Source organism: Nocardiopsis sp. iso_186 (assembly GCF_056173365.1).
Genome location: NZ_CM149670.1, coordinates 1,931,526 through 1,952,966, shown reverse-complemented (window position 1 = coordinate 1,952,966; position 21,441 = coordinate 1,931,526). Strand labels below are relative to the sequence as shown.

20 protein-coding genes are annotated in these 21,441 nt (G+C 69.9%); 9 read left to right on the top strand and 11 right to left on the bottom strand.

The features are described from left to right. Positions 1 to 41: 41 nt before the first annotated feature. From AC0VYP_RS08755 to AC0VYP_RS08745, 3 genes are all read right to left on the bottom strand, one after another. Positions 42 to 1,187 carry an ABC transporter substrate-binding protein gene (locus AC0VYP_RS08755; RefSeq protein WP_475473416.1) on the bottom strand — a complete coding sequence of 382 codons (1,146 nt, stop codon included), beginning with the start codon at positions 1,185 to 1,187 and terminating at the stop codon, positions 42 to 44. Positions 1,188 to 1,437: 250 nt separating this feature from the next. Continuing rightward, positions 1,438 to 2,607: an ROK family transcriptional regulator gene (locus AC0VYP_RS08750; RefSeq protein WP_285760452.1), complete on the bottom strand. Its 1,170-nt coding sequence runs from the start codon at positions 2,605 to 2,607 to the stop codon at positions 1,438 to 1,440. Positions 2,608 to 2,721: 114 nt separating this feature from the next. After that, entirely contained in the window at positions 2,722 to 2,997 is a 276-nt protein-coding gene (locus AC0VYP_RS08745; protein ID WP_475473415.1) for a DNA primase, read from the bottom strand. A 279-nt stretch (positions 2,998 to 3,276) separates the two neighbouring features. Between AC0VYP_RS08745 and AC0VYP_RS08740 the strand changes: the two genes are divergently transcribed. Next, positions 3,277 to 3,915, top strand: a complete 639-nt coding sequence (locus AC0VYP_RS08740) for a nucleoside/nucleotide kinase family protein (RefSeq protein ID WP_475473414.1) — start codon at positions 3,277 to 3,279, stop codon at positions 3,913 to 3,915. A gap of 201 nt (positions 3,916 to 4,116) precedes the next feature. On the opposite strand, the gene AC0VYP_RS08735 is transcribed toward AC0VYP_RS08740, so the two are convergent. Then, positions 4,117 to 5,130: a hypothetical protein gene (locus tag AC0VYP_RS08735; protein ID WP_285760455.1), complete on the bottom strand. Its 1,014-nt coding sequence runs from the start codon at positions 5,128 to 5,130 to the stop codon at positions 4,117 to 4,119. 169 nt (positions 5,131 to 5,299) lie between these two features. Here AC0VYP_RS08735 and AC0VYP_RS08730 point away from each other — a divergent pair, with 169 nt between their 5' ends. Then, the gene (locus AC0VYP_RS08730) at positions 5,300 to 5,689 is read left to right on the top strand and encodes a hypothetical protein (protein WP_475473413.1); all 390 of its coding nucleotides are present in this window, start codon (positions 5,300 to 5,302) and stop codon (positions 5,687 to 5,689) included. A gap of 352 nt (positions 5,690 to 6,041) precedes the next feature. After that, a complete protein-coding gene (locus tag AC0VYP_RS08725; protein ID WP_475473411.1) occupies positions 6,042 to 6,512 on the top strand; it encodes an NUDIX hydrolase in 471 nt (156 codons plus the stop codon). Positions 6,513 to 6,616: 104 nt separating this feature from the next. Here the strand turns inward: AC0VYP_RS08725 and AC0VYP_RS08720 are convergent, their stop codons facing one another. Beyond that, on the bottom strand, positions 6,617 to 9,394 hold the full coding sequence (locus tag AC0VYP_RS08720; protein ID WP_475473410.1) for an aconitate hydratase: 2,778 nt from the start codon (positions 9,392 to 9,394) through the stop codon (positions 6,617 to 6,619). A 361-nt stretch (positions 9,395 to 9,755) separates the two neighbouring features. After that, positions 9,756 to 10,688, bottom strand: coding sequence for an LLM class F420-dependent oxidoreductase (locus tag AC0VYP_RS08715; RefSeq protein ID WP_475473408.1), 933 nt, complete (start codon positions 10,686 to 10,688; stop codon positions 9,756 to 9,758). Between the two features lie 164 nt (positions 10,689 to 10,852). Between AC0VYP_RS08715 and AC0VYP_RS08710 the strand changes: the two genes are divergently transcribed. Then, positions 10,853 to 10,990 carry a hypothetical protein gene (locus tag AC0VYP_RS08710; RefSeq protein ID WP_475473407.1) on the top strand — a complete coding sequence of 46 codons (138 nt, stop codon included), beginning with the start codon at positions 10,853 to 10,855 and terminating at the stop codon, positions 10,988 to 10,990. Positions 10,991 to 11,195: 205 nt separating this feature from the next. On the opposite strand, the gene AC0VYP_RS08705 is transcribed toward AC0VYP_RS08710, so the two are convergent. Next, the gene (locus AC0VYP_RS08705) at positions 11,196 to 11,534 is read right to left on the bottom strand and encodes a GNAT family N-acetyltransferase (protein WP_475473406.1); all 339 of its coding nucleotides are present in this window, start codon (positions 11,532 to 11,534) and stop codon (positions 11,196 to 11,198) included. A gap of 22 nt (positions 11,535 to 11,556) precedes the next feature. After that, positions 11,557 to 12,546, bottom strand: a complete 990-nt coding sequence (locus tag AC0VYP_RS08700) for a pirin family protein (protein WP_475473404.1) — start codon at positions 12,544 to 12,546, stop codon at positions 11,557 to 11,559. A gap of 581 nt (positions 12,547 to 13,127) precedes the next feature. Here AC0VYP_RS08700 and AC0VYP_RS08695 point away from each other — a divergent pair. The 3 genes from AC0VYP_RS08695 to AC0VYP_RS08685 all read left to right on the top strand — a co-directional run bounded on the left by AC0VYP_RS08695 (position 13,128) and on the right by AC0VYP_RS08685 (position 16,354). Then, entirely contained in the window at positions 13,128 to 14,207 is a 1,080-nt protein-coding gene (locus AC0VYP_RS08695) for an LLM class flavin-dependent oxidoreductase (RefSeq protein ID WP_475473403.1), read from the top strand. Further along, positions 14,204 to 14,872 carry an NADPH-dependent F420 reductase gene (locus AC0VYP_RS08690; RefSeq protein ID WP_475473401.1) on the top strand — a complete coding sequence of 223 codons (669 nt, stop codon included), beginning with the start codon at positions 14,204 to 14,206 and terminating at the stop codon, positions 14,870 to 14,872. Before AC0VYP_RS08695 ends, AC0VYP_RS08690 begins: the two co-directional genes overlap by 4 nt. Positions 14,873 to 15,046: 174 nt before the next feature. After that, the gene (locus AC0VYP_RS08685) at positions 15,047 to 16,354 is read left to right on the top strand and encodes a glutaminase (protein WP_475473399.1); all 1,308 of its coding nucleotides are present in this window, start codon (positions 15,047 to 15,049) and stop codon (positions 16,352 to 16,354) included. A 602-nt stretch (positions 16,355 to 16,956) separates the two neighbouring features. On the opposite strand, the gene AC0VYP_RS08680 is transcribed toward AC0VYP_RS08685, so the two are convergent. Next, positions 16,957 to 18,228 (bottom strand): class I SAM-dependent RNA methyltransferase, encoded by a 1,272-nt coding sequence (locus AC0VYP_RS08680; protein ID WP_475473397.1) that lies wholly within the window; start codon positions 18,226 to 18,228, stop codon positions 16,957 to 16,959. Between the two features lie 286 nt (positions 18,229 to 18,514). Here AC0VYP_RS08680 and AC0VYP_RS08675 point away from each other — a divergent pair, with 286 nt between their 5' ends. Both AC0VYP_RS08675 and AC0VYP_RS08670 read left to right on the top strand, forming a co-directional pair. After that, positions 18,515 to 19,198, top strand: coding sequence for a potassium channel family protein (locus AC0VYP_RS08675; protein WP_475473396.1), 684 nt, complete (start codon positions 18,515 to 18,517; stop codon positions 19,196 to 19,198). Then, a complete protein-coding gene (locus tag AC0VYP_RS08670; protein ID WP_475473394.1) occupies positions 19,198 to 19,869 on the top strand; it encodes a potassium channel family protein in 672 nt (223 codons plus the stop codon). Before AC0VYP_RS08675 ends, AC0VYP_RS08670 begins: the two co-directional genes overlap by 1 nt. A gap of 26 nt (positions 19,870 to 19,895) precedes the next feature. Here the strand turns inward: AC0VYP_RS08670 and AC0VYP_RS08665 are convergent, their stop codons facing one another. Next, positions 19,896 to 20,687 (bottom strand): DUF3159 domain-containing protein, encoded by a 792-nt coding sequence (locus AC0VYP_RS08665; RefSeq protein ID WP_285760478.1) that lies wholly within the window; start codon positions 20,685 to 20,687, stop codon positions 19,896 to 19,898. Between the two features lie 105 nt (positions 20,688 to 20,792). Continuing rightward, the gene (locus tag AC0VYP_RS08660; RefSeq protein ID WP_285760479.1) at positions 20,793 to 21,362 is read right to left on the bottom strand and encodes a methylated-DNA--[protein]-cysteine S-methyltransferase; all 570 of its coding nucleotides are present in this window, start codon (positions 21,360 to 21,362) and stop codon (positions 20,793 to 20,795) included. Positions 21,363 to 21,441: the final 79 nt, after the last annotated feature.

Here is a 21,441-nt window from a genome sequence, read left to right as displayed (position 1 = left end):
CGGGCGAATGGACGGGCCCGGTGCCCCTGCTTCCGGTTTCGCTACTGCCCCGACCCTGCCGACTTGCACAGGTCGGTGTCGGCGTAGGCCGAGGTGCAGATCTCTTCGACGGTGTAGAGGCCGTCAGCGATGATGGTGTCCTCGATGTTGTTGACGGTGACCGCGACCGCCGGGAGCAGCACGGCGGGGACGGTCTCGCCGCCGCCGTCGGTGGCCTCGGTGACGGTGTACTCGCCACCGCCGTCGTACTCGCCGCCGGTGGCTGCGGCGATCGCCATCTCCGCGGCCACCTGGGCCTCGGGGCGGATGGCCTTGTAGACGGTCATGTACTGGTCACCGGAGATGATGCGCTGGATGCCCGCGAGCTCGGCGTCCTGACCGGTGATGGGGGGCATCTCGTCCACGCCGGCGCTCTTGAGCGCGGCGATGATGCCGCCGGCCATGCCGTCGTTGGCGCTGTAGACGCCGGAGATGTTCTCGACGCCGATGGAGGTGATCGCCTGTTCCATCTGCTGCTGGGCCTTGTCGTTGGACCAGTCGGGGGTGTCGTACTCGGCACCGATCTCGACCTGGCCGTCCAGGGCCTCGTGCGCGCCGGCCTTGAAGTCGGCGGCGTTGGGGTCGGTGGGCGAACCGTTGATCATGACGATCTCGCCCTCGCCGGTCGCGCCGGCCTCCTCGATGCCTTCGAGGAGCGACTCGCCCTGAACGGTGCCGACGGTCTTGTTGTCGAAGGAGACGTAGTAGTCCACGCCGCCCTGGGCCAGACGGTCGTAGGCGACGACCGGAACGTTCTGCCCCTTGGCCTGCTGGACGATACCTCCGGCTGCTTCGGCGTCAACGGCGTCCAGGACCAGGACGTTGACGCCCTCGGTCAGCATGGCCTCGGCCTGCGACTGCTGCTTGGCGGTGTCCTGATCGGCGTTCTGGTAGGCGACGTCGCAGTTGGGACAGAGCTCGGCGACGGCCTCTTCGAAGTAGGGCTTGTCGAACTTCTCGTAGCGCGCGGTCTTTGACTCGGGGAGGAGCAGCCCGATGGTGAAGCCCTCCTCGACCGAGGCATCGCCGCCTTCGCCTGCGGCTCCACCCGTGGTGGTGGCCCCGCAGCCCGCCAGTGTCAGCACGGTCGCGGCACCGACCGCGGTGCCGACCATCACGCGGTGGACGAACCTGTTTCGCTTGCTCATTACTTGGCCTCCTTGTGGGTCCACCGACCCGGGGGATGCGGACGCGCCCACCGCAACGTGCGCTGGATCACTCGGTGAACCGATGCCGTGAAGTCAAACTCTTGGAAACCTTGACGTCAAGTCTTGAACACATAACTGAAACGTTACGGACATCGACTTCACGCCTTGAAGACAGCGTTCACCCAGGTCAATGGGCTTATCGCCCGATTTGTGAAAATCTGTGCCGTCGGAAGTCTTTTACCTAGTAGCTTCAGACAGTGGAGACAAGAGCGGTTCGCAGGGCACCGCGCAGGGCCGCACGGCGGCCGAGTTCGCCTTGAACGAGCTGTAGGTCGGCGAGTGCGCTGCCCAGTGCTCCCAGTTCCATGGCCCGGCGCATGGGTTCGAGCAGCAGCTCTCCCGACTCGGCGATGGCACCGCCCACGATGACCATCTGCGGGTTGAACATGTTGACCATGATCGCCACACCGCGCCCCAGGGCCGAGCCCGCCTCGGAGACGATCCGCCGGCATCCGGGATCGCCCGCGACAGCAGCCGCGATCAGCCCCTCAAGCGTGGCCCCGTGTTCGACACTGCTGTACTGGGGCAGCATGTCCAACAGGTGCGGGGCCCCCACCAGCGTCTCCAGGCAGCCGCGGTTGCCGCAACGGCACACCTGTCCGCGCTCGTCGAGACCGATATGCCCGATCTCCCCGGCGGTTCCCCCCGCACCGCGGAAGAGCTGTCCCGAGATCATCACGCCCGCCCCCACCCCCTGGGCGACGTTGACGTAGACCACGTGCTCCACTCCGCGGGCCACGCCCTCGAAGGACTCCGCCAGGGCGCACAGGTTGGCGTCGTTGTCGACGGTGACGGGGAGCCCCAGCCGTTCGGCGAGCTCGCTGCCCGGAGCGAACCCCGCCCAACGCGGCATGCAGGTGATCCCCCCGACCGCTCCGCTGACCGGGTCGATGGGGCCGGGAACGGCTGCGGCCACCCCGATGACCATCGAGTGGTCCACTCGGGCCTGGGTGAGCAGTGTCTCGGTCAGCCAGACGGCACGCCGGACGCCGCGCACGGGGTCGTCGGCCACGTCGTAGGCGATCGACTCCTCCAACAGCAACCGCCCCTGGCTGTCGCCCAGGGCGACGCCGAGACGGGTGTTGGCGAAGTCGATCGCCACCACCACACCGGGCGGACGCAGCAGGGTGACCGCACGCGCCCGGCGACCGTTGGAGGAAGTCTCTCGCACCGATACCGCACCGGTGGAGCGCAGGTCGCGCACGATGTTGGAGACGCTGGCCGCCGAGAGGCCGGTGGAGCGCGCGATCTCGGCCTGGGTCAGGGTGCCGCCTTCACGCAGTGCGGCCACGACCCGCTCGCGGTTGGCCTGGCGCAAAGCAGCCTGCGACCCGGGCGTAACCTGCGCGTCCGTCGTCACGGATGCTCCTTCGCTCGACCATCGGTGGCCCAAGGCCGGTGCAGTCGAGCTTACAAGGCTTGAAAACACCCGGTGAGATGGCACCTCGAATGCCGGCGCGCCGGGAAACGCGGATCAGTTGTCGTCGCCGTCCTCTCTGTCGTCGTCCCTGTCACCGTCCTCGTCGCCGCCGTCCCGAACGTCGTCCCGGGTGTCCTCGTCCCGCTCTTCGTCGGTGTCCTCGGAACCATCCGGGGCCTCGTCGCGCTCCTCTTGGGCCGGAGCCTCCGTTTCGCCCACACCGGGGGTGTCGTCGCAGGCGGAGAGCGAGGTCACCGCGAACAGCACGATCGCTCCCGCCACGGCTAGGCGGCGCAACGCGGTGAGCGTCCCAAGGGTGCGAGCTGCCATGGTGGTTCTCCTCTTCGCCGGTGACCCCGACCGGACGGGATCGGTTGCGCGATGGCGTCTCTACCCCGTGCGGGCGGCGACGAACGGGACCGCGGCGATCTCCAGGTACGGAAGCCGGAACGCACCACCGGGGGAATCGGGTGCGAAAGTGGAACCTCGGCAAACGACGGCGCGGGCAGTGGGGGTCGAGTGGAAGCGGCTGCATCAAGGAACGGGCCACGGCGAGTGGCGGCCCGCACCCTGCCCTGGCCTACTCCGGTTCGGGCGGGTGGTTGAGCCATGGAACGGACCGGTGACGAGGGCCGGGCCGTGCGGTTGTTGACCGCCGATGCCGGCTTCGCGGCAGCGCTGGCAATGCGTGCACAGCGCGCCCCTGCCCGGGCCGGGGCGGCACGGGTGGTTGCGATCGAGGGCAGATCGGGAGCGGGAAAGAGCTTCGTCGCCGCTCTGCTCGGCTCCCACCTGGGATGGCCGGTCCTGCACCTGGACGATCTCTACCCCGGGTGGACGGGCCTGGCGGCCACGGAGGCACTGGTGCGCCGGTGGGTCGTCGATCCACTGGTAGGAGGTGCGGACCCGTGCTGGCGTCGCTACGACTGGGAACGGGGGGAGCACACCGAATGGGTGCGCACCCCCGTCTCCGACGGTCTGGTCGTCGAGGGGTGCGGCAGCGGGGCACAAGGGCTGCGCCCGTTCCTGGCCGCGCTGATCTGGGTCGAGGCGCCTGCCTCGCTGCGGACCAGGCGGCTGGACGCCAGGTCGGACGCGGCCGACTACGCTCCCCACCGCTCGATGTGGGCCGCCCAGGAGGACCTCTTCTACGCCGAGCACCGGTGCGACGACCACGCCGACACGATCGTGGACAATCCATCCGGCCCGCCGAGGGGAGCCAACAGCAGACATACGTTTCAGCGGTGAAGCGGCCGGTTGCCCGCCCCCACGCTGGGGTGTCCTTGCGGACCGGCATCGGACGGGTTCGCCGGCGACCGCGCCCGGCAACGCGCAACCGGCATCCGCGGCCTGCCGGCGCATCCGGACGAGTCGCGCGACGGGGGCCGGCAAAGGGGTGGTGACCGGGGCGGAGCCGAAGGCGACGGGAGTCGGCCCGCTGCGCCGGCCCTACCCCACCGGACGCGCGTCGGGGTCCTCGCTGACCGGTGGTTCGCCGGTCTCGGCGGACGCGTGCGAACGGGGACGGGGCAGCCAGGACAGGGCCTCTCTCAGCCGGCCGAGTCCTCGTCCCGCGCCGTCCTCGCGCTCGCGGTCCCGGGCACCCTCGATACGCCTTCTGGTACGCGCGACCCTGCCGTCCCCTGCCCCGTAGAGCCGGATCTGGCGGTCCAGGAGGGCGTTGAGGACGCTATGGGCGCGGCGGACGTCTCCCGCGGCGAGCAGTGCGTTGGCGTGCTGCTCACGGGCTTCCATCGTGATCTGGGCGTCGTCGCCGAAAGCGCGGGTGAGTTCGGGGACCAGGGCCGCCCACGCCGCGGTTGTCCGGGCCAGGTCGAGGTAGCCCATCTGGACGACGAGATCGCGCCGCAGGGTCAGCACGGACCGGTCACCGCGTTCGCGCGGCCCCGGATAGACCAACCGCTCCCACAGCGCGTCACGCAGCTCGGCACGACCGGTGGCGTCATAGAGCCGAAGCAGTTCCGCCCCGGTCTCCAGACGGCGCAGTCGTGCCGAGCGCGCGTCCTGCCAGTGCTCCAGCGCCGCCATCAGCGGCCCGTAGTGCTCCAGCGCCTTCTCCCAGTCGCGGCGCTGGTGGTGGGCGTAGTGGGCGCCGAGCCTACGGCGCAGGCGCATGGCGCGGGGATGGTACTCGCCGTGCCTGGCCAGCGCACGGGCGAGGCGGCGCTCCAGGGAGCGCGGCTCACCCGGTCGTGTGGACATCGGGGACGCTTCGGAGGACCTGCGCCGCCATCGACGCACGCCGGACAGCGCAGCGGCGAGAACCAGCCAGACCGGCATCGCGACCGCCAGGACCTGGGCGACCGCCGCATCGGGCCGCGACGGCAGGCCGCCGGCGGCTTCCGCGCCTGCCCACCCGAGAAGCAGTGCCGGAAGCACCAGGAGCAGCAGGGCGGCCCACGGCCTCGGGCGCGGCTGTCTCGGAGTGTCACCCTGTGTCATGGGATCGCCTTCCGTAGCGTCGTCAATCCACCAGATACCCCGACAACCGTGATTATTCCTACGCCACACGAGCAATCGGGCCGCGGTGAACCACCCGGGCGGTTGCGGCGTCGAACCAGGCGAACGCATCCGAGCCGCCCTGCCCGGCTCCTTGACGAAAAGGGGTCGTATGATCCAGCAGCCTTTCTCTCCCCCGCAGCCCCTGACGCCCCAACGGGTGGTGTCGCGCGGCCTGGGCATGATCCTGCTGTTGGCGGCCTTCGCCGGCGGGGCCGTGCTCCCCTTCATGTCCATCGCCACGGTGATGCAGCCCGCCTCCTGCACTTCCGTGGCCGACGCCCCCGCGTGCAACCCGATCCTGCTGGTCGTGGCGCTGCTCCTGCCCTGGGCCGGCTGGTTGGCGGGGGTCGTGGGCGGTCTGGTGATGCTGGTGGTGTCGTGGCGGCGACGGCGCGGCGAGTGGCTGTGGGGCGCGCTGGCGCTGGTCGTCTCCGCGTCCAGCGCCGTGGGTGCACTGCTCGTCCTCTTCGGACCGGCCGAACTGCTCACCCTGCTCTGACCGTGTGGGCGGGGAGGGTCGGCTTCTTTCGTTCTCCCCCGCGCCGACACGGACCGGTGCGGTAGAAGGTCCCCATGCCCAATGAACGTTTGCGTTCCGCGATGATCACCACGGGGCACACGGTGCGTTCCCTCGCCGCGGCATTGTTGACCGACCCGAAGACCATTGAACGCTGGGTCAGCACCGGCCGGCTCCCCCATCGGAGCAAGGTCCGTGTCTGCGGAGCGGGCGTCCGTGCCGATTTCGCCTTCCACCTCCGACGTGGCCGTTCCCGGGGTCTCTCCGTCGTCTCACACGGCGATCGGCGGCACGGTGCGGACTACGTCGAATCCGATTCGGGAGTGACCCCGCCATGGCCCGCACCGAGTACTACGACGATCCCACCGCACCCGCGCCCAACAGCACGGTGGTCACCGCCAGCGCGGCCGTGTTCGACTCCAAGGGGCGGTTGCTGATGCAGCGACGCGTCAACAACGGGCTGTGGGCCCTGCCCGGTGGGGTACTGGAGCCCACCGAGAGCCTGCCCGAGGCGGCCGTGCGCGAGACCAGGGAAGAGACCGGGATCGACATCGAGATCACCGGCCTGGTCGGTACCTACACCGATCCCCGGCACATCATCGCCTATACCGACGGCGAGGTCCGCCGCCAGTTCAACATCTGCTTCCGCGGCCGCCCGGTGGGCGGCCTCCTGGCCGTCAGCGACGAGTCCGTCGTGGTGCGCTGGATCCCGCGCGACGAGATCGACGCGCTCCTCCTGCACCGGACCCAGCGCCTCCGCGTCCGGCACGCCCTTCTCCCCGAGAGGCTTCCCCACCTCGGCTGAGCCCGGACGCCAAAGGGTCCGCCCCCTCTTCTCGACGGGGACGGACCCTTTGGCGTCCGTGACCGGGCCTGGTGGGCCCGGTCACGGGGTGGCGCGGTGAACCGCTACTTCGCGATGAGCTGGCGCAGCACGTACTGCAGGATGCCGCCGTTGCGGTAGTAGTCGGCCTCGCCCGGGGTGTCGATGCGCACCACGGCGTCGAACTCGACGCCGGTGTCGGTGCTGACCTTGACCGTGGCGGGGGTGCGGCCCTCGTTGAGCTCGGTGATGCCGCTGATGGAAAAGGTCTCCTCACCGGTCAGGCCGAGCGAGTCCGCCGACTGGCCCTCGGGGAACTGGAGGGGGATGACGCCCATCCCGATGAGGTTGGAGCGGTGGATGCGCTCGTAGGACTCGGTGATGACCGCGCGCACGCCCAGCAGGCTGGTGCCCTTGGCCGCCCAGTCGCGGGAGGAGCCCGAACCGTACTCCTTGCCGCCCAGGACGACCAGCGGGGTGCCCTGCTCGGCGTAGTTCTGCGCGGCGTCGTAGATGAACGACACCGGGCCGTCGGCCTGGGTGAAGTCGCGGGTGTAGCCGCCCTCGGTGCCCGGTGCGATCTGGTTGCGCAGCCGGATGTTGGCGAAGGTGCCCCGGATCATCACCTCGTGGTTGCCGCGACGCGAACCGTAGGAGTTGAAGTCGCGGCGCTCGACGCCGTGCCCCTTGAGGTACTCCGCGGCCGGGGTGCCGGGCTTGATGGCACCGGCCGGGGAGATGTGGTCGGTGGTGACGGAGTCGCCGAGCTTGGCCAGCACCCGTGCGCCCTCGATGTCGGTGACCGGGGCCGGGGTGGGCTGCAGGCCGTCGAAGTACGGAGGCTTGCGCACGTAGGTGGAGTCGTCGGACCACTCGAAGGTGTTGCCGGTGGGCGTGGGCAGCGACTTCCAGCGCTCGTCGCCGGCGAACACGTCGGAGTACGCCTGCTCGTACATGTCCGAGGCGATCGCGGAGTCCATGACCTCCTGGATCTCCTCGGCGGAGGGCCAGATGTCGGCCAGGTAGACCGGCTCGCCGTCGGTGTCCGTGCCCAGCGGCTCGGTGGTGATGTCGATGTCCATCGACCCGGCCAGCGCGTAGGCGACCACCAGCGGCGGCGAGGCCAGGTAGTTCATCTTCACGTCCGGGTTGATCCGGCCCTCGAAGTTGCGGTTGCCCGAGAGCACCGCGGTCACGGCGAGGTCGTTGTCGTTGACGGCCTTGGAGACTTCCTCCGGCAGCGGACCGGAGTTGCCGATGCAGGTGGTGCAGCCGTAGCCGACCAGGTTGAAGCCCAGCTTGTCCAGGTAGGGCGTCAGACCGGAGCGCTCGTAGTAGTCGGTGACGACCTTGGAGCCCGGCGCCATGGAGGTCTTGACCCAGGGCTTGCGGGACAGGCCCTTCTCCACCGCCTTCTTGGCCAGCAGGGCGGCGCCCAGCATGACCGAGGGGTTGGAGGTGTTGGTGCACGAGGTGATCGCGGCGATGACGACGGCGCCGTGGTCGATCTCGGTCTGGGTGCCGTCGGCCATCGTGACCTTGGCGGGGTTGCGCGGGCGTGCACCCGGCACCTCGGTTCCCTGGTCGGCGGGCTGGCCGTTGCCGTTGCCCGAGACCGCGGGAGAGTCCGAGGCGGGGAAGGACTCGGCGTTGGCCTCGTTGACCTTGCCGTCGAGACCGTCGTCGTGCACGTAGTCGCGCACGTTCTTGCGCCAGGTCGGCTTGGCGTCGGCCAGGATGATGCGGTCCTGGGGACGCTTGGGGCCGGCGATGGAAGGGACCACCTCGGCCAGGTCCAGTTCAAGGTACTCGGAGAAGACGGGCTCGACCGAGGGGTCGTGCCACAGGCCCTGCTCCTTGGCGTAGGACTCGACCAGAGCGGTCTGGGCCTCGCTGCGGCCGGTCAGGCGCATGTAGCGGATGGTCTCGGCGTCGATCGGGAACATGGCGGCGGTGGAGCCGAACTCCGGGCTCATGTTGCCGATGGTCGCGCGGTTGGCCAGCGGCACGGCCGCGACGCCGTCGCCGTAGAACTCCACGAACTTGCCCACGACGCCGTGCTTGCGCAGCATCTCGGTGATGGTGAGCACGAGGTCGGTGGCGGTGGTGCCCGCGGGCAGCTCACCGGTGAGCTTGAAGCCGACGACGCGCGGGATCAGCATGGAGATCGGCTGCCCCAGCATCGCGGCCTCGGCCTCGATACCGCCCACGCCCCAGCCCAGGATGCCCAGGCCGTTCTGCATGGTGGTGTGGGAGTCGGTGCCCACACAGGTGTCGGGGTAGGCCTGGCCGTTGCGGGTCATGGTGACGCGCGCGAGGTGCTCGATGTTGGCCTGGTGCACGATGCCGGTGCCGGGCGGGACGACCTTGAACTCGTCGAAGGCGGTCTGGCCCCAGCGCAGGAACTGGTAGCGCTCGCGGTTGCGCTCGTACTCGATCTCGACGTTGCGCTCGAAGGCGTCGGCACGGCCGAAGACGTTGACGATCACGGAGTGGTCGATGACGAGTTCGGCGGGGGCCAGCGGGTTGATCTTGGCCGGGTCGCCGCCCAGGTCGTTGACGGCCTCGCGCATCGTGGCGAGGTCCACCACGCAGGGGACACCGGTGAAGTCCTGCATGATCACCCGCGCGGGGGTGAACTGGATCTCCTGGCTGGGCTGCGCGGTGGCGTCCCAGTTGCCAAGGGCACGGATGTGCTCGGCGGTGACGTTCGCCCCGTCCTCGGTGCGCAGGAGGTTCTCCAGCAGCACCTTCAGGCTGTAGGGAAGCCGCTGGGCGCCGTCAACGGCGTCCAGACGGAAAATCTCGTACGACTCGTCGCCAACGCGGAGCGTGTCACGGCTGCCGAAGCTGTTCGCGGACACGGTTGTTCGCCTCCTGATCTCGCCACTTTTTCCCAGCATCCTGCCGTAGCCGCGATGCCGGGAAACCACTGAGGCTGCCCTTACGAGATCGCTCCCCCTAAGACCCGAGGCACCCGCGACCTGCCATCCGCCGGAGGGCGGATTCCATCGGCGCCGACGGCCTTGGCCTCGCCGTGGGCCGCACGGACCGCCTCGGTCCCATCATGGCAGGCCGGTCCCCGGACAACGGTGAAGCGTGCTCAGTGGTTTGATTTTATCTCGACATCAAGTTATCCAACATGTATCTCGATATCAAGTTACTTTCGGGTAGGCGCGGTGGGGTGCGCCGCGGTACGGAGCACCCCACCGGACGCCGCGTCCACTACCCCAACTGCGGGGCGACCTCGGAGGCGATGAACTCCAGGTGGTCGAGGTCGGACAGGTCGAGGATCTGGAGGTAGACCCGCTCCGCGCCGACCTCGGCGAAGCTCCCGATCCGGTCCACGATCTCGGCGGCGCTACCGGTCAGACCGTTGGTCCTGAGCTCGTTGACGTCGCGGCCGATCGCCGCGGCGCGGCGGGCGACCTCGGCGTCGTCACGACCGGCGCAGACCACCTGCGCGGCCGAGTAGACCATCGGGGCCGTGCGTCCGGCGGCCCGGACAGCGGCCCGGGTGCGCTCGAAGGCCGCCGAGGTGTCGTCCACCGAGGCGAACGGGACGTTGTACTCGTCGGCGTAGGTCGCCGCCAGCCGCGGGGTGCGCTTGGGCCCGGTGCCGCCGATGAGCACCGGCGGGCGCGGCGACTGCACCGGCTTGGGCAGCGCGGGACTGTCGGCGAGGCGGTAGTGGCGCCCGGTGAAGTCGAAGGTCTCCCCCACCGGGGTGGACCACAGCCCGGTGATGATCTCCAACTGCTCCTCGTAGCGCTCGAAGCGCTCCCGAGCGGCCGTGGGGTAGGGCAGTCCGTAGGCGGTGTGCTCGGCCTCGTACCAACCGGCCCCCAGCCCGAACTCCACCCGTCCCCCGCTCATGGCGTCCACCTGGGCCACGCTGATGGCCAGCGGCCCCGGGTGGCGAAACGTCGCGGCGGTCATCAGCGTGCCCAGCCGGATGCTGGAGGTGTCGCGGGCCAGACCCGCCAGCGTGATCCAGGCGTCGGTGGGGCCGGGAAGACCGCTGACGTCGCCCATTTTCAAATAGTGGTCTGAACGGAAAAAGGCGTCGAATCCGAGGTCCTCGGCGGCCTTGGCCACGGTGAGGAGCGTGTCGTAGTCGGCGCCCTGCTGTGGTTCGGTGAAAATCCTCAAACGCATGTGCCGATTCTCCTGCACCGGGGCCCCGGACCCCGCCCGGCGCGCCCCGAACCGGCGATGGGACTGCTCACTGCCGTGTGCGCGCAACCGCCGGGGATCCTCGTGGGACCAAGGAAAGGTCCCCGGGATGAACCGGAACGCGGTCGGGACACGATAAGAGCACTGTGAAGCTGTTTCGACGCGCTCGACGCGTCCCCGACTACGACGCGGACAGTTCGGACGCCACACTGCTCGCGGCGATCGGCAGGGGCAGGGGCAGGGCCGACGCGCTGGAACTCCTGCACCGGCGGCATGCCCCGTAGCCGGGCGCCGCACCCGCCACGACGGGATGCGCCGGGTATCGGAGACGTCGGAGTACCTGATCCAATGGCGCATGGGCCTCGCGGGCGAGGCCCTCTCCCACGACGACCGGCCGCACCGGCCCGAGGTGCACGCGGGGCTGCCGGGAGCCGGGCGAAGGGGCCGGGAACCGCCTCCGCCAGGAGAGGGAGGAGTCGAATCGGCTGTTCAGCCGAGCTGCGTCTCCAACCACCGCAGGACGTCAGGTGTGACCGGGTCGGTGATGTCCGCGAACTCGCCGTGCCGCTTGAGGAACTTGGCGACGTAGGGGCAGACCGGGACGATCCGCATTCCGGATGCGCGCACGTTGACGAGTGCCTGCCGGACCAGCTGCGGGGCCAGCCCCTGGCCGGCGAAGTCCTCGTCGATCTCCGTGTGGAAGAAGACACGCTGCACGCCCAGGTCGCGGTAGGCGGCCAGACCGGCGCGCCGGCCGTTGACCAGGATGTCGTACCGGCTGTCGGCGTCCGCACGCTCGACGATCGTGGTGGTGGAGGACTCGCTCATGGTGTGCCTTTCGCAAGGGAGGTCAGCGGGTCGGCGGGTTCCGGCGCGGTGTGATGACGGCGTTGGGCAGGGCCGGTGCGGGAAGGCGTCCGCCGGGAGAGTCCTCGATGACGCCGAAGCGGTCGGAGGAGGCTTCCCAGTCCTCGCGGGCCTTCACGATGTCCTCGTGGCTGCGGCCGACGAAGTTCCACCACATGACGATCTCCTCCCCGAAGGGAGGCCCGCCCAGGAGGATGGCCCGCGCCGGGGCGTCGGTCTCGTTCACCATCGTCAGGGTGTCCGCGCCGCGAGGGACATAGCCGAGTTCGGCAGACCGCAGCACCGTGTCAATCAGGCGGATGTCCCCGCTGTCCACGAGGAGGCCGTGTTCGAAAGCCGCGTTGACGGCGAGGGAGAGCGCCGCACGGGGTTCGATGACGATCTCGGCGCCGAGCAGCGGCGTGAAGGTCCGGACCGGGGAGGTCCGGCCGGCGAGCGAGCCCAGGAAGACCCTGATCCGGGCTCCGTTGACCTGCGCGGGTTCGGGCACGTGATGCTGGAAGTCGCGGGCGGCGTTGCGGTGTTCCTCGGGCAGCGCGACCCACAACTGGACACCGTGGATGACCCTGGTGTTCGGCGTGGAGATCTCCGAGTGGGCGATGCCGTATCCCCCGGTCATGAGGTTCACCTCGCCGGGCCTGACCAGGGAATGGGTGCCGAGGGTGTCGCGATGCTCGACCTCTCCGCTGAACAGCCAGGTCACCGTCTGCAGTCCGGTGTGTGGATGCGGGGGCAGGTCCATGCCGCCCGACGCGGCGACCTGGTGCGGGCCGTAGTGGTCGGCGAAGCACCAGGCGCCGATGAGCGTGCGCTCCCGTTGGGGCAGCGTCCGCCGCACGCGCATCGCACGTGGACCGCCGAGAGGGACCTCACGCGCCGACAGGACATCGACCCGCGGGACTCCGGTCGGCCGGTCGTCTTCGACGAGCGCACCGCAGCGCAGGGCCTCGGCATCGGCTTCCGGGTTGCTCACCGAGAGCGCCTCCTCAGAAATCTAGTTGTCTCGTCAACCATAGTGGCACGGAGGCAGGGCGATGACCACGACCCCCGCACGAACGCGGGCCGCTCCGGGCATGGCCCGAAGGAGACCCCGACGCAAGCGACCAGCCCCCAAGCCCCCACTCCGCAGGATTTTCATCGACAAGTAGAGCCCCAAGACCCCCTACCCTGACGCAGGTCTCGGAGGCGGTCCGAGCAACGGCCTCCGAGGCCGAAACCGATCCGGCGGACGCCGCGACCCAGGCATCCGCCTACGAGGCCGCCCGACAGGCCCTCTCCGAAGACCGGATCCCGGCCGTGATCTGGACGGCGGTCACCATCGACGCGTTCAATCGCGTGTCGATCATGAGCAAGCACCCCCTACCGCCGCACCACAATCTAGTTGACATGTAAACCATAAAGATGCAATTGTTTACGCGTCAACTAAATTGGCGGAGGTGGTGTGGGCGCGTTCCCCGTGAACGGGGAACGCGCGGGTCGCCCCGGGGTGCGCACTGCCCGGTCGTCACGGAGTACGCACCGCCACACCCCGACACAACGAAAGCGTTGAGCGAAGTGAACACGACGGATGTCTCGCAAATCGAGTTCGGTATCGACAGCTTCGGAGACCTGCCCCGAAACGACCGGGGCGTGATCGTCTCGCACGCGCAGGCGATCCGCGCCACGGTGGCCGAAGCGGTCCTCGCCGACCAGGTCGGTATCGACGTCGTCGCGTTGGGCGAGCACCACCGGCCCGAGTACGCGCTCTCCAGCCCTGAGACGGTGCTGGCGGGCATCGCGACGGCCACGAAGCGCATCCGGCTCGCCTCGGGCGTGACGGTGCTGTCCTCGGACGACCCGGTGCGGGTGTTCCAGCGGTTCGCCACGGTCAACGCGCTCTCCAACGGCCGCGCCGAGGTGATCCTCGGACGCGGTTCCTTCACCGAGTCGTTCCCCCTGTTCGGATACGACCTCAAGGACTACGAGGTGCTGTTCGAGGAGAAGATCGACCTCTTCCACCGGCTCCTGGACGAGAAGCCGGTCACCTGGGAAGGCACCACTCGTGCCGCCCTGCACGACGCGGACGTGTACCCGAAGACGGATTCGGGACGTCTCGCCACTTGGGTAGGGGTCGGCGGGACACCGCAGTCCGTGATCCGCACCGCCAAATACGGCTTCCGGCTCATGCTCGCGATCATCGGCGGCTCCCCCGACCGGTTCGCTCCCTACGTGGATCTGTACCAGCGTGCCGCCCAGGAGTTCGGTACGACCGCACAGCCGGTCGGGATGCATTCGCCCGGCTTCGTCGCGTCCACCGACGAAGAGGCCAAACAGCTCTTCTACCCCGGGTATAAGGAGATCCGCGACCGGATCGGGGCGCAGCGCGGCTGGCCGCCGCTGCGCCGGGAGGAATTCGACTCCGAGGTGGACCGCGGATCGCTGTACGTCGGCTCGGTCGAGACCGTCGCGGCCAAGATCGCCCATGCCGTCCGGGTACTGAACGCGGGCCGGTTCGACATGATCTACTCCACCGCCGGCACCGTTTCGGCCTCCGCACGGCTGCGTTCGGTCGAGCTGTACGGCACCCAGGTCATCCCTCGGGTCCGCGAGCTTCTGGCCGAGCAGCCCGCGGCCCCGGCGGGAGCGACGCGATGACCGACCCTGTCACCACTATCGGGATCCTGGGAGCCGGGAAAGTCGGCACCGTCCTGGCGCGTCTGGCGGTCGCCGCCGGCTATCGCGTCCTGGTCTCCGGGTCCGGTGACCCCGCCGAGATCGCGCTGACCGCCACGATCCTCACCCCCGGAGCGACCGCCGTATGGCCGGCCCGGGCAGCGGATGCCGCCGACGTGGTGGTCCTGGCTCTCCCGCTCGGCAAACACCGCGGCCTCCCCGTCCCGGAGCTGGAGGGAAGACTGGTCGTCAACGCGATGAACCACTGGTGGGAGGTCGATGGTCCGCGCGACACGGTCCTCCCGCCCAACACCTCGTCGAGCGAAGTCGTCCAGCGGTTCCTGACGGGCGCACGTGTCGTGAAAGCCCTCAACCACATGGGCTACCACGACCTGGAGGACGGGGCCCGTCCGGCCGGCGAGCCCGGACGCAAGGCCATCGCGATCGCCGGCGACTCGCCCGAGGATCTCGCCGTCGTGTCCGCGCTGATCGACGCTCTCGGATTCGACCCCCTCACCATCGGCGACCTCGCAGCGGGCGTCCGGCTCGAACCCGGAACCCCCGCATTCGGAGCCAATGTTGACGCCGACCAGCTCCGCGTGCTTACCGCCGCCCCCGCTCCGACACGACTTCTTGAGCACTCGTAACAAAAGAACAGGAGCGCTTCGGCCGAACCCCGCGTTCGGCGAAGCGTGATGACATCTCCCTGGGGCGCATCACACGATGCGGCGCCGTGCAGCGCCTCCGGGTTCCTCCTGATACCAGGGCGGACGCAACGCGGTTCTCACGGCGCGAAGATCGCAACCACACATGGAGGACGAATGCGGCCGATCATTCCCGACTACCTGGCCGAGGCGCTGGGAGACGTGGAGTCGGACAGGTCCGGAGAGCCGGCGGGATACATCCCCGAGCTCGCGGCAGCGGACCCCGAGCGCCTCGGCGTGGCCTTCGCCATGACCGACGGGGAGGTCTACGGCGCCGGTGACATCGATATGGAGTTCACGATCCAGTCGATCTCCAAGCCGTTCGTCTATGCGCTGGCCCTGTCCGATCGCGGATTCGGCCCCGTGCTCGCCAAAGTGGGTGTCGAGCCGTCCGGAGAGGCGTTCAACGAGATCTCTCTCGAAAGCGATACGGGGCGCCCTCTCAACCCCATGATCAACGCGGGCGCGATCACCGTGCACTCACTGGCCGGCGCGAAGGACCTGAATCCGACAGAGCGTGTGGAGCACGTGCTCCACGGTCTGTCGGCGTTCGCTGGTCGTCGGCTGAGGATGGACGAGGCGGTGTGCGCGTCGGAGATGGAGCACGCGCATCGCAACCTCGCCATTGCCCACATGCTCCGCAGCCACGATGTCCTCACCCAGGACCCGAGGGCCGTCGTGGACGGCTACACCCGCCAGTGTTCCGTGCTCGTCACCACGCGGGATCTGGCCATGATGGCCGCGACGCTGGCCAACCGCGGGACGAACCCCCTCTCGGGCGAGCAGGTGGTGCCGGAACCGGTGGTGCGTCAGGTACTGAGCGTCATGTTCAGCTGTGGAATGTACGACGCCGCCGGCGACTGGGCGACCCAGGTCGGTATTCCGGCGAAGAGCGGGGTGGCCGGGGGCCTGATCGGCGCGCTCCCCGGACAGATCGGCATCGCCACGTTCTCGCCACGGCTGGACGTTCACGGGAACAGTGTTCGCGGGGTGTCGCTGTTCGAACGATTCTCCTCGGACATGGGTCTGCACGTGATGGAGGTCCCCGCCGCCGCGCGTGCCGTCGTGCGGTCCAACCATGTCGCCGGCAGCGGATCGAACGCGCTGCGGGTGCTGCAACTGCAAGGCGGCGTCGGCTTCGCCGGAGCCGAGAGAGTCGTCCAGGAAGCCATGGACATCTCCGCTTCGGACGGCAGGGTCGCTTTCGACCTGACACGGGTCAATTCGATCGACGACGTGGCACGGCGCGTGCTGTTGGAGATCGCACGCCGGCTGACGCTGGGCGGTCACGAGATCTACCTCGTCGACCCGGAATCGGTCATGCCCGATCCCGACCCCGGCGACGGCGGCCGGGTCACGGTCGTGGACAACGTGGACCAAGCCGTGGCCGCGACGCGGGACGGCTCGGCGCAGGGGCCGGCCTGACGCGCAGCGGCGATTGCCCTGCCCGACGCCGGGAGCACGACGTCCTCACGCGCAGGTCTGCGTCGGCGTTCGTCCCGTCGGCCGGAAAAGAGAAGTCATGGGGTGCACCGCCGCCGGCACGGAGAACCGCAGGCCGGCCGAACCCTGGTGAGGACCGGGGTTCAAAGCAGCCGGGCGTCCGAGGCCGACCGTTCGATGCTTCACGTCCACGGACGGCCCCGCGACCAGAACGCGCTGGCGGACGTCCAACAGGTGACAGAGGCGGACACGGACGGAGAAACGCGGAAACCTCTGGTCGAAAGGCTCCGCGGAATCCCGTCGGCCATCCGTGGACGAGCGGTCCTGCTTCGGGCCTGTCCGCTACGTCCCCGCGTTCACCGCCCGCACAGGTGCACGGTGGACGCGGGGACCCCACTGCCGGGAGGATTCCCGCAAGCGCACCGTGCCCCTTGCGCCGCTGTGGCTCCTGCCGCCCTCGGCTCACCGGAGGGATGGGCAGGCCGCCTGACCAGCCCTCCGCCCACCTGGCGCTCCGTCAGGACGAGCGTCAAGTGGGCGTCACCGGCGTCGGGGTACCGCCCCTGCACGGGAAGAACCACAGTTCAGGAGCGCTTCGTGGCCCGTTCGAGCACCGCGACGCACTCCACGTGGTGGGTCATCGGGAAGGCGTCGAACGCGCGGAGGTCGCCGAGGCGGTACCCCAGCTCCAGGAAGGAGGCGATGTCGCGCGACAGCGTGGCGGGGTCGCAGGAGACGTAGGCGACCCGGCGCAGCCGCAGGTTCGCCAGGGACTGCACGACCTCGGGGCCCACGCCCGCGCGGGGCGGGTCCAGGACCGCGATGTCGGCGCGCAGGTCGGCCCACTCGCGCAGGCGTCCGGCGACGTCGCCGCGCTCGATCTTGGCCTGGGGAAGGTCGCGCAGGTTGTGCTGGGCGTCGCGCACCGCGTCGGCCTGGCCCTCGACACCCATGACCCGGCCCTCGGGGCCGACGACCTCGGCCAGGGCGCCGGCGAACAGCCCCGCGCCGCAGTAGAGGTCCAGGGCGGTCTCGCCCGGCTTGGGCTCCAGGGCGTCCAGGACGGCGGCGGTCAGCGTCTCGGCGGCGGCCGGGTGCACCTGCCAGAAGGCGCCCGCGCTGACCCGCCATTCGCGGCCCGCGACGCGCTCGCGGATGCCGCGCTTGCCCTTGACGGGCTGGGTGCGGCCGCCCTTGAAGCGGCGCAGCACGGCGGTGGACGCCTCCGGCGTGGGCAGCAACGGCATCTTCGCGGCGCTGGGGGTCACGATGAGCGCGGTGTCGGCGGTGGCGGCCGAGGTGACGGCCTCGACCTCGGCGATACCCGGCCACTCCAGGTGGGTCACGCCCAGCCGGTTGACCTCGGGGTGGGCGATGGGGCAGTCGTCGATGAGCTGGAGTTCGTGGGAGCGGTGCTTGCGCAGCCCGGGCGAGCCCTGGGCGTCCATGGCGAAGCGCACGCGGGTGCGCCAGCCCAGGCCGTCGGGGGTGCCCGGCAGCTCCTCGACCACCACGTCGCGCTCGATGCCGGCGATGCGGCGCAGCTGCTCGGTGACCACGCGCGCCTTGATCGCGCGCTGGGCCTCCAGCGAGGCGTGCTGCCAGTCGCAGCCGCCGCACTTGCCCGGTCCCGCCGAGGGGCAGGGCGGCTCGACGCGGTCCGCGGACGCCTCCAGCACCTCGACGGCGTCGCCGCGCAGGAAACGCTTGGTCTGCTCGGTCACCAGTACACGGACGCGCTCGCCGGGCAGGGCGTGGCGCACGAAGACGACCTGCTCGTCGTGGCGGCCCACACACCATCCCCCGTGGGCGACGCCGTTGACGCTCAGTTCGAGGTGGGTTCCGACACGGCTCATGAAAAACGACCTCCACACAGACGGGACATTCTGGGCATCGCACGGGTGACCCCTGCTAGCCACCGCCCATCTGCGACAACTGTAGTCGAGCACGGGGGCGCAGAATCCGTGCTCCACGATCGGGGCCGTATCGGGCCCGGGAGTCGCGGGGTCCCGCGCCGCACGCGTGATCCCCCTAAGCTGACCCGTTGGGCGGGCTGGCCCGTTGGGTAGACCATTGTCACCCGGGCCGCGCGCCCGAGCGGGGATTCCACAGAGGATTCGGGTCGAGCGGAGCGGACAGCACGTGCATATCGTCATATTGGGTTGCGGGCGGGTGGGTTCCACCCTCGCGCACACCCTGGAGGACTCCGGTCACACCGTCGCGGTGGTCAACCGGTCGCCCGAGGCGTTTCGGCGGTTGCGCTCGGCCACCGCGAAGACCGCGGTCACCGGCCTGGGCCACGACCGGGACGCGCTTGTCAGGGCCGGGATCGAGCGCGCCGACGCGTTCGCCGCGGTCAGCAGCGGCGACAACTCCAACATCATCGCCGCGCGCGTGGCCCGGGAGACGTTCGGGGTGCGCAACGTGGTGGCGCGGATCTACGACCCGCGGCGCGCGGAGGTCTACCAGCGGCTGGGGATCCCCACGGTGGGCACCGTGCACTGGACCGCCGACACCATCCTGCGCCGTCTGCTGCCCTCCGATGCCTCCCCGACCGGTGGGACGCCGTGGCACGACCCGTCGGGCGCCCTCGTGATGGCCGCGGACACGCCCGGGCCACAGTGGTCGGATCGCACGGTCAACGAGATCGAGACGGCGCTCGGCCTGCGCGTGGCCTACCTGGAGCGGGCCGGAGCGGCCCTGTTGCCGCGCGGGGACACCCGGGTGGTGGACGGCGACGTGGTGCACGTGCTGACGAAGACGGAAGCGGCCCGGGAACTGCTGGCCCGCCTGGGTGCGGACGAGGACGAGGAAGGTCGGGCGTGATGCGCATCGCCATCGCCGGAGCGGGTGGGGTCGGACGCTCCATCGCCGCCGAACTGTTGGACAACGGGCACGAGGTGCTGCTCGTCAACCGCGACTCGCGTGCGATCGACGTGCACGCGCTGGAGCGCGCGGAGTGGATGCTGGCCGACGCCTGCGAGCTCAGTTCCCTGGAACACGCCCGGCTCGACGCGTTCGACGTGGTCGTGGCCGCCACCGGCGACGACAAGGTCAACCTGGTGGTGGCGCTGCTGGCCAAGACCCAGTTCGGCACCGCCCGGGTGGTGGCCCGCATCAACGACCCCCGCAACGAGTGGCTGTTCACCGACTCCTGGGGCGTGGACGTGGCGGTGTCCCCGCCGCGGCTGATGGCGGCGCTGGTGGAGGACGAGGGCGCCGCTGCGTCCGCGGGCGACACGGTGGCGGCGGCCGGACTGGACAGCGCCGACCTGCTGGAGATCACCCTGCCCGCGGACTCCCCGCACGCCGGGCGCGGTGCCGGTGAGTTGGCCGCGCTGCTGCCCGAAGGGGTCGTGCTGGTGGCGGTGGTCAGCTCGGGCCGGGTGACGGCGCCCCTGCCCGGCACGATCCTGTCGCCGGGCGACGACCTGATCCTGCTGAGCGACGGGACCACCGACGACGGTCTCGACGCGCTGCTGTCCGGCGCGGGCTGAACCACGCCGGAGCACAACGCGGACGGTCAGGCCGTGCGCTCCTCGGGCACCGGCTCGATGGGGGTGCGGCCTCGCGCCAGGAGCCAGACCATGGCAGCCAGGGCCGCCACCTGGAGGGGCCAGCCCATCAGGATCTTGGAGGCGCCCAACCACCCCACCATGCCCGAGGCCCACAGCGGGTACTGGACGAGGACGCGGATCACGCAGGGAAGGACGAACAGCCAGGTCAGCTGAGAACTGAGCCGGACGACGGCGGGGTTGGAGCGCCAACCCGTGGGGTCTCCGGTCACCGCGCCGATGAGCAGGCCCATCACCGGCCAGCGGACCAGGATGCTGAAGATCAGCACGACCGCGTAGACGGCGTTGTAGATGATGCCGGGCAGGAACGCGTCCTCGGCCTGTCCGCTGCGCAGCGCGAAGACCGCGGCGATCCCGATACCGAACAGGCTGTTGGCCACGAACTGGACGGAGGAGCGCTGCACCAGCCGGATCGCGCCCAGCACCAGCGCGGCGCCCACACCGAGGCCCAGGGCGACCTGGACGTCGCTGAAGCCCACGGCATCGCCCAGGCCGTAGCGGGAGCCGATGATGTAGGTGAGGGTGAAGGCGACCGTGGGCACCGCGGCTTCGAGCATGCCGCGCTTGCCGCCCAGGGCCTTGCCCAGCTGGCCGCGTACGACTTCCTCGACGGTCTGCTCGGAGACCTTCTCGCGCGCACCGGTCCCATCAGAGGTGGATCCGTTGGGCCCGGGCCCCTCCTTGTCGGGAGGGGCGCCCTGGCCGCCCGTGGCCTCCACACCCTGCTGTTGATCGGTCATGCTGCTCCTACCGGACGGGACTCGCGAACGAACATGGGGCAACACCATCACCGTGGCATCACACCAGAGTAGTGCGACGTTCCCCAACGGAAGGTATCCGCCGCTCTATCGGCCCCCGCGCTCCAGCCCGAGCAGCTGTTGTTTGCGTTCCAGACCGCCGCCGTATCCGACGAGCGAACCGTTCGCGCCGATCACCCGGTGACAGGGCACGATGATCGAGATGGGGTTGCGCCCGTTGGCCATCCCCACCGCCCGGGAGGCCGTGGGGCGTCCCAGCCGGGCGGCCAGTTGCCCGTACGATCGGGTCCGCCCGTGGGGGATGGTTGACAGCGCCTGCCACACCTGGAGCTGCCACGGAGTGCCGCGCGGGGCCATCGGCAGGGCGAAGACGTCGAGTTCCCCCGCGAAATACGCGGCCAACTGCGTACACGCCTCGGTGAAGGCGGTGTCCTCGCGCACCCAGTCGGACCCCACCTCGGGCCCCCACCGGTGCTCGGGCAGCATGTAGAGGCCGGTGAGTGCATGGCCGTCACCGGTGAGCAGCAGCTCACCGATGGGTGTGGGCGTCGTGGTGTAGCGGACCGGCCCATCACCGGGGGCGGAGAAGTCCACCGGGTCGAGCCAGTCGCCGTCCTCGGGCAGCTCCAGGCCGAGCATCTCCTGCGCGGCGGTCATGGCGCCCCTTTTCGTCGTCGATCGATGTGATGGCCTACGCATTCCATCATCGCTGCTGGACACCCGCCCGGCTGGCGGT

What these genes read in the sequence shown, in the direction of transcription:
- AC0VYP_RS08670 (WP_475473394.1), top strand. Translation starts at nt 19,198, where the DNA reads ATGCGCATCGCCATCGCCGGAGCGGGTGGGGTCGGACGCTCCATCGCC.
- AC0VYP_RS08715 (WP_475473408.1), bottom strand. Translation starts at nt 10,688, where the DNA reads ATGCGTTTGAGGATTTTCACCGAACCACAGCAGGGCGCCGACTACGAC.
- AC0VYP_RS08665 (WP_285760478.1), bottom strand. Translation starts at nt 20,687, where the DNA reads ATGACCGATCAACAGCAGGGTGTGGAGGCCACGGGCGGCCAGGGCGCC.
- AC0VYP_RS08730 (WP_475473413.1), top strand. Translation starts at nt 5,300, where the DNA reads ATGATCCAGCAGCCTTTCTCTCCCCCGCAGCCCCTGACGCCCCAACGG.
- AC0VYP_RS08745 (WP_475473415.1), bottom strand. Translation starts at nt 2,997, where the DNA reads ATGGCAGCTCGCACCCTTGGGACGCTCACCGCGTTGCGCCGCCTAGCC.
- AC0VYP_RS08735 (WP_285760455.1), bottom strand. Translation starts at nt 5,130, where the DNA reads ATGACACAGGGTGACACTCCGAGACAGCCGCGCCCGAGGCCGTGGGCC.
- AC0VYP_RS08740 (WP_475473414.1), top strand. Translation starts at nt 3,277, where the DNA reads ATGGAACGGACCGGTGACGAGGGCCGGGCCGTGCGGTTGTTGACCGCC.
- AC0VYP_RS08660 (WP_285760479.1), bottom strand. Translation starts at nt 21,362, where the DNA reads ATGACCGCCGCGCAGGAGATGCTCGGCCTGGAGCTGCCCGAGGACGGC.
- AC0VYP_RS08755 (WP_475473416.1), bottom strand. Translation starts at nt 1,187, where the DNA reads ATGAGCAAGCGAAACAGGTTCGTCCACCGCGTGATGGTCGGCACCGCG.
- AC0VYP_RS08705 (WP_475473406.1), bottom strand. Translation starts at nt 11,534, where the DNA reads ATGAGCGAGTCCTCCACCACCACGATCGTCGAGCGTGCGGACGCCGAC.
- AC0VYP_RS08680 (WP_475473397.1), bottom strand. Translation starts at nt 18,228, where the DNA reads ATGAGCCGTGTCGGAACCCACCTCGAACTGAGCGTCAACGGCGTCGCC.
- AC0VYP_RS08690 (WP_475473401.1), top strand. Translation starts at nt 14,204, where the DNA reads ATGACCGACCCTGTCACCACTATCGGGATCCTGGGAGCCGGGAAAGTC.
- AC0VYP_RS08685 (WP_475473399.1), top strand. Translation starts at nt 15,047, where the DNA reads ATGCGGCCGATCATTCCCGACTACCTGGCCGAGGCGCTGGGAGACGTG.
- AC0VYP_RS08725 (WP_475473411.1), top strand. Translation starts at nt 6,042, where the DNA reads ATGGCCCGCACCGAGTACTACGACGATCCCACCGCACCCGCGCCCAAC.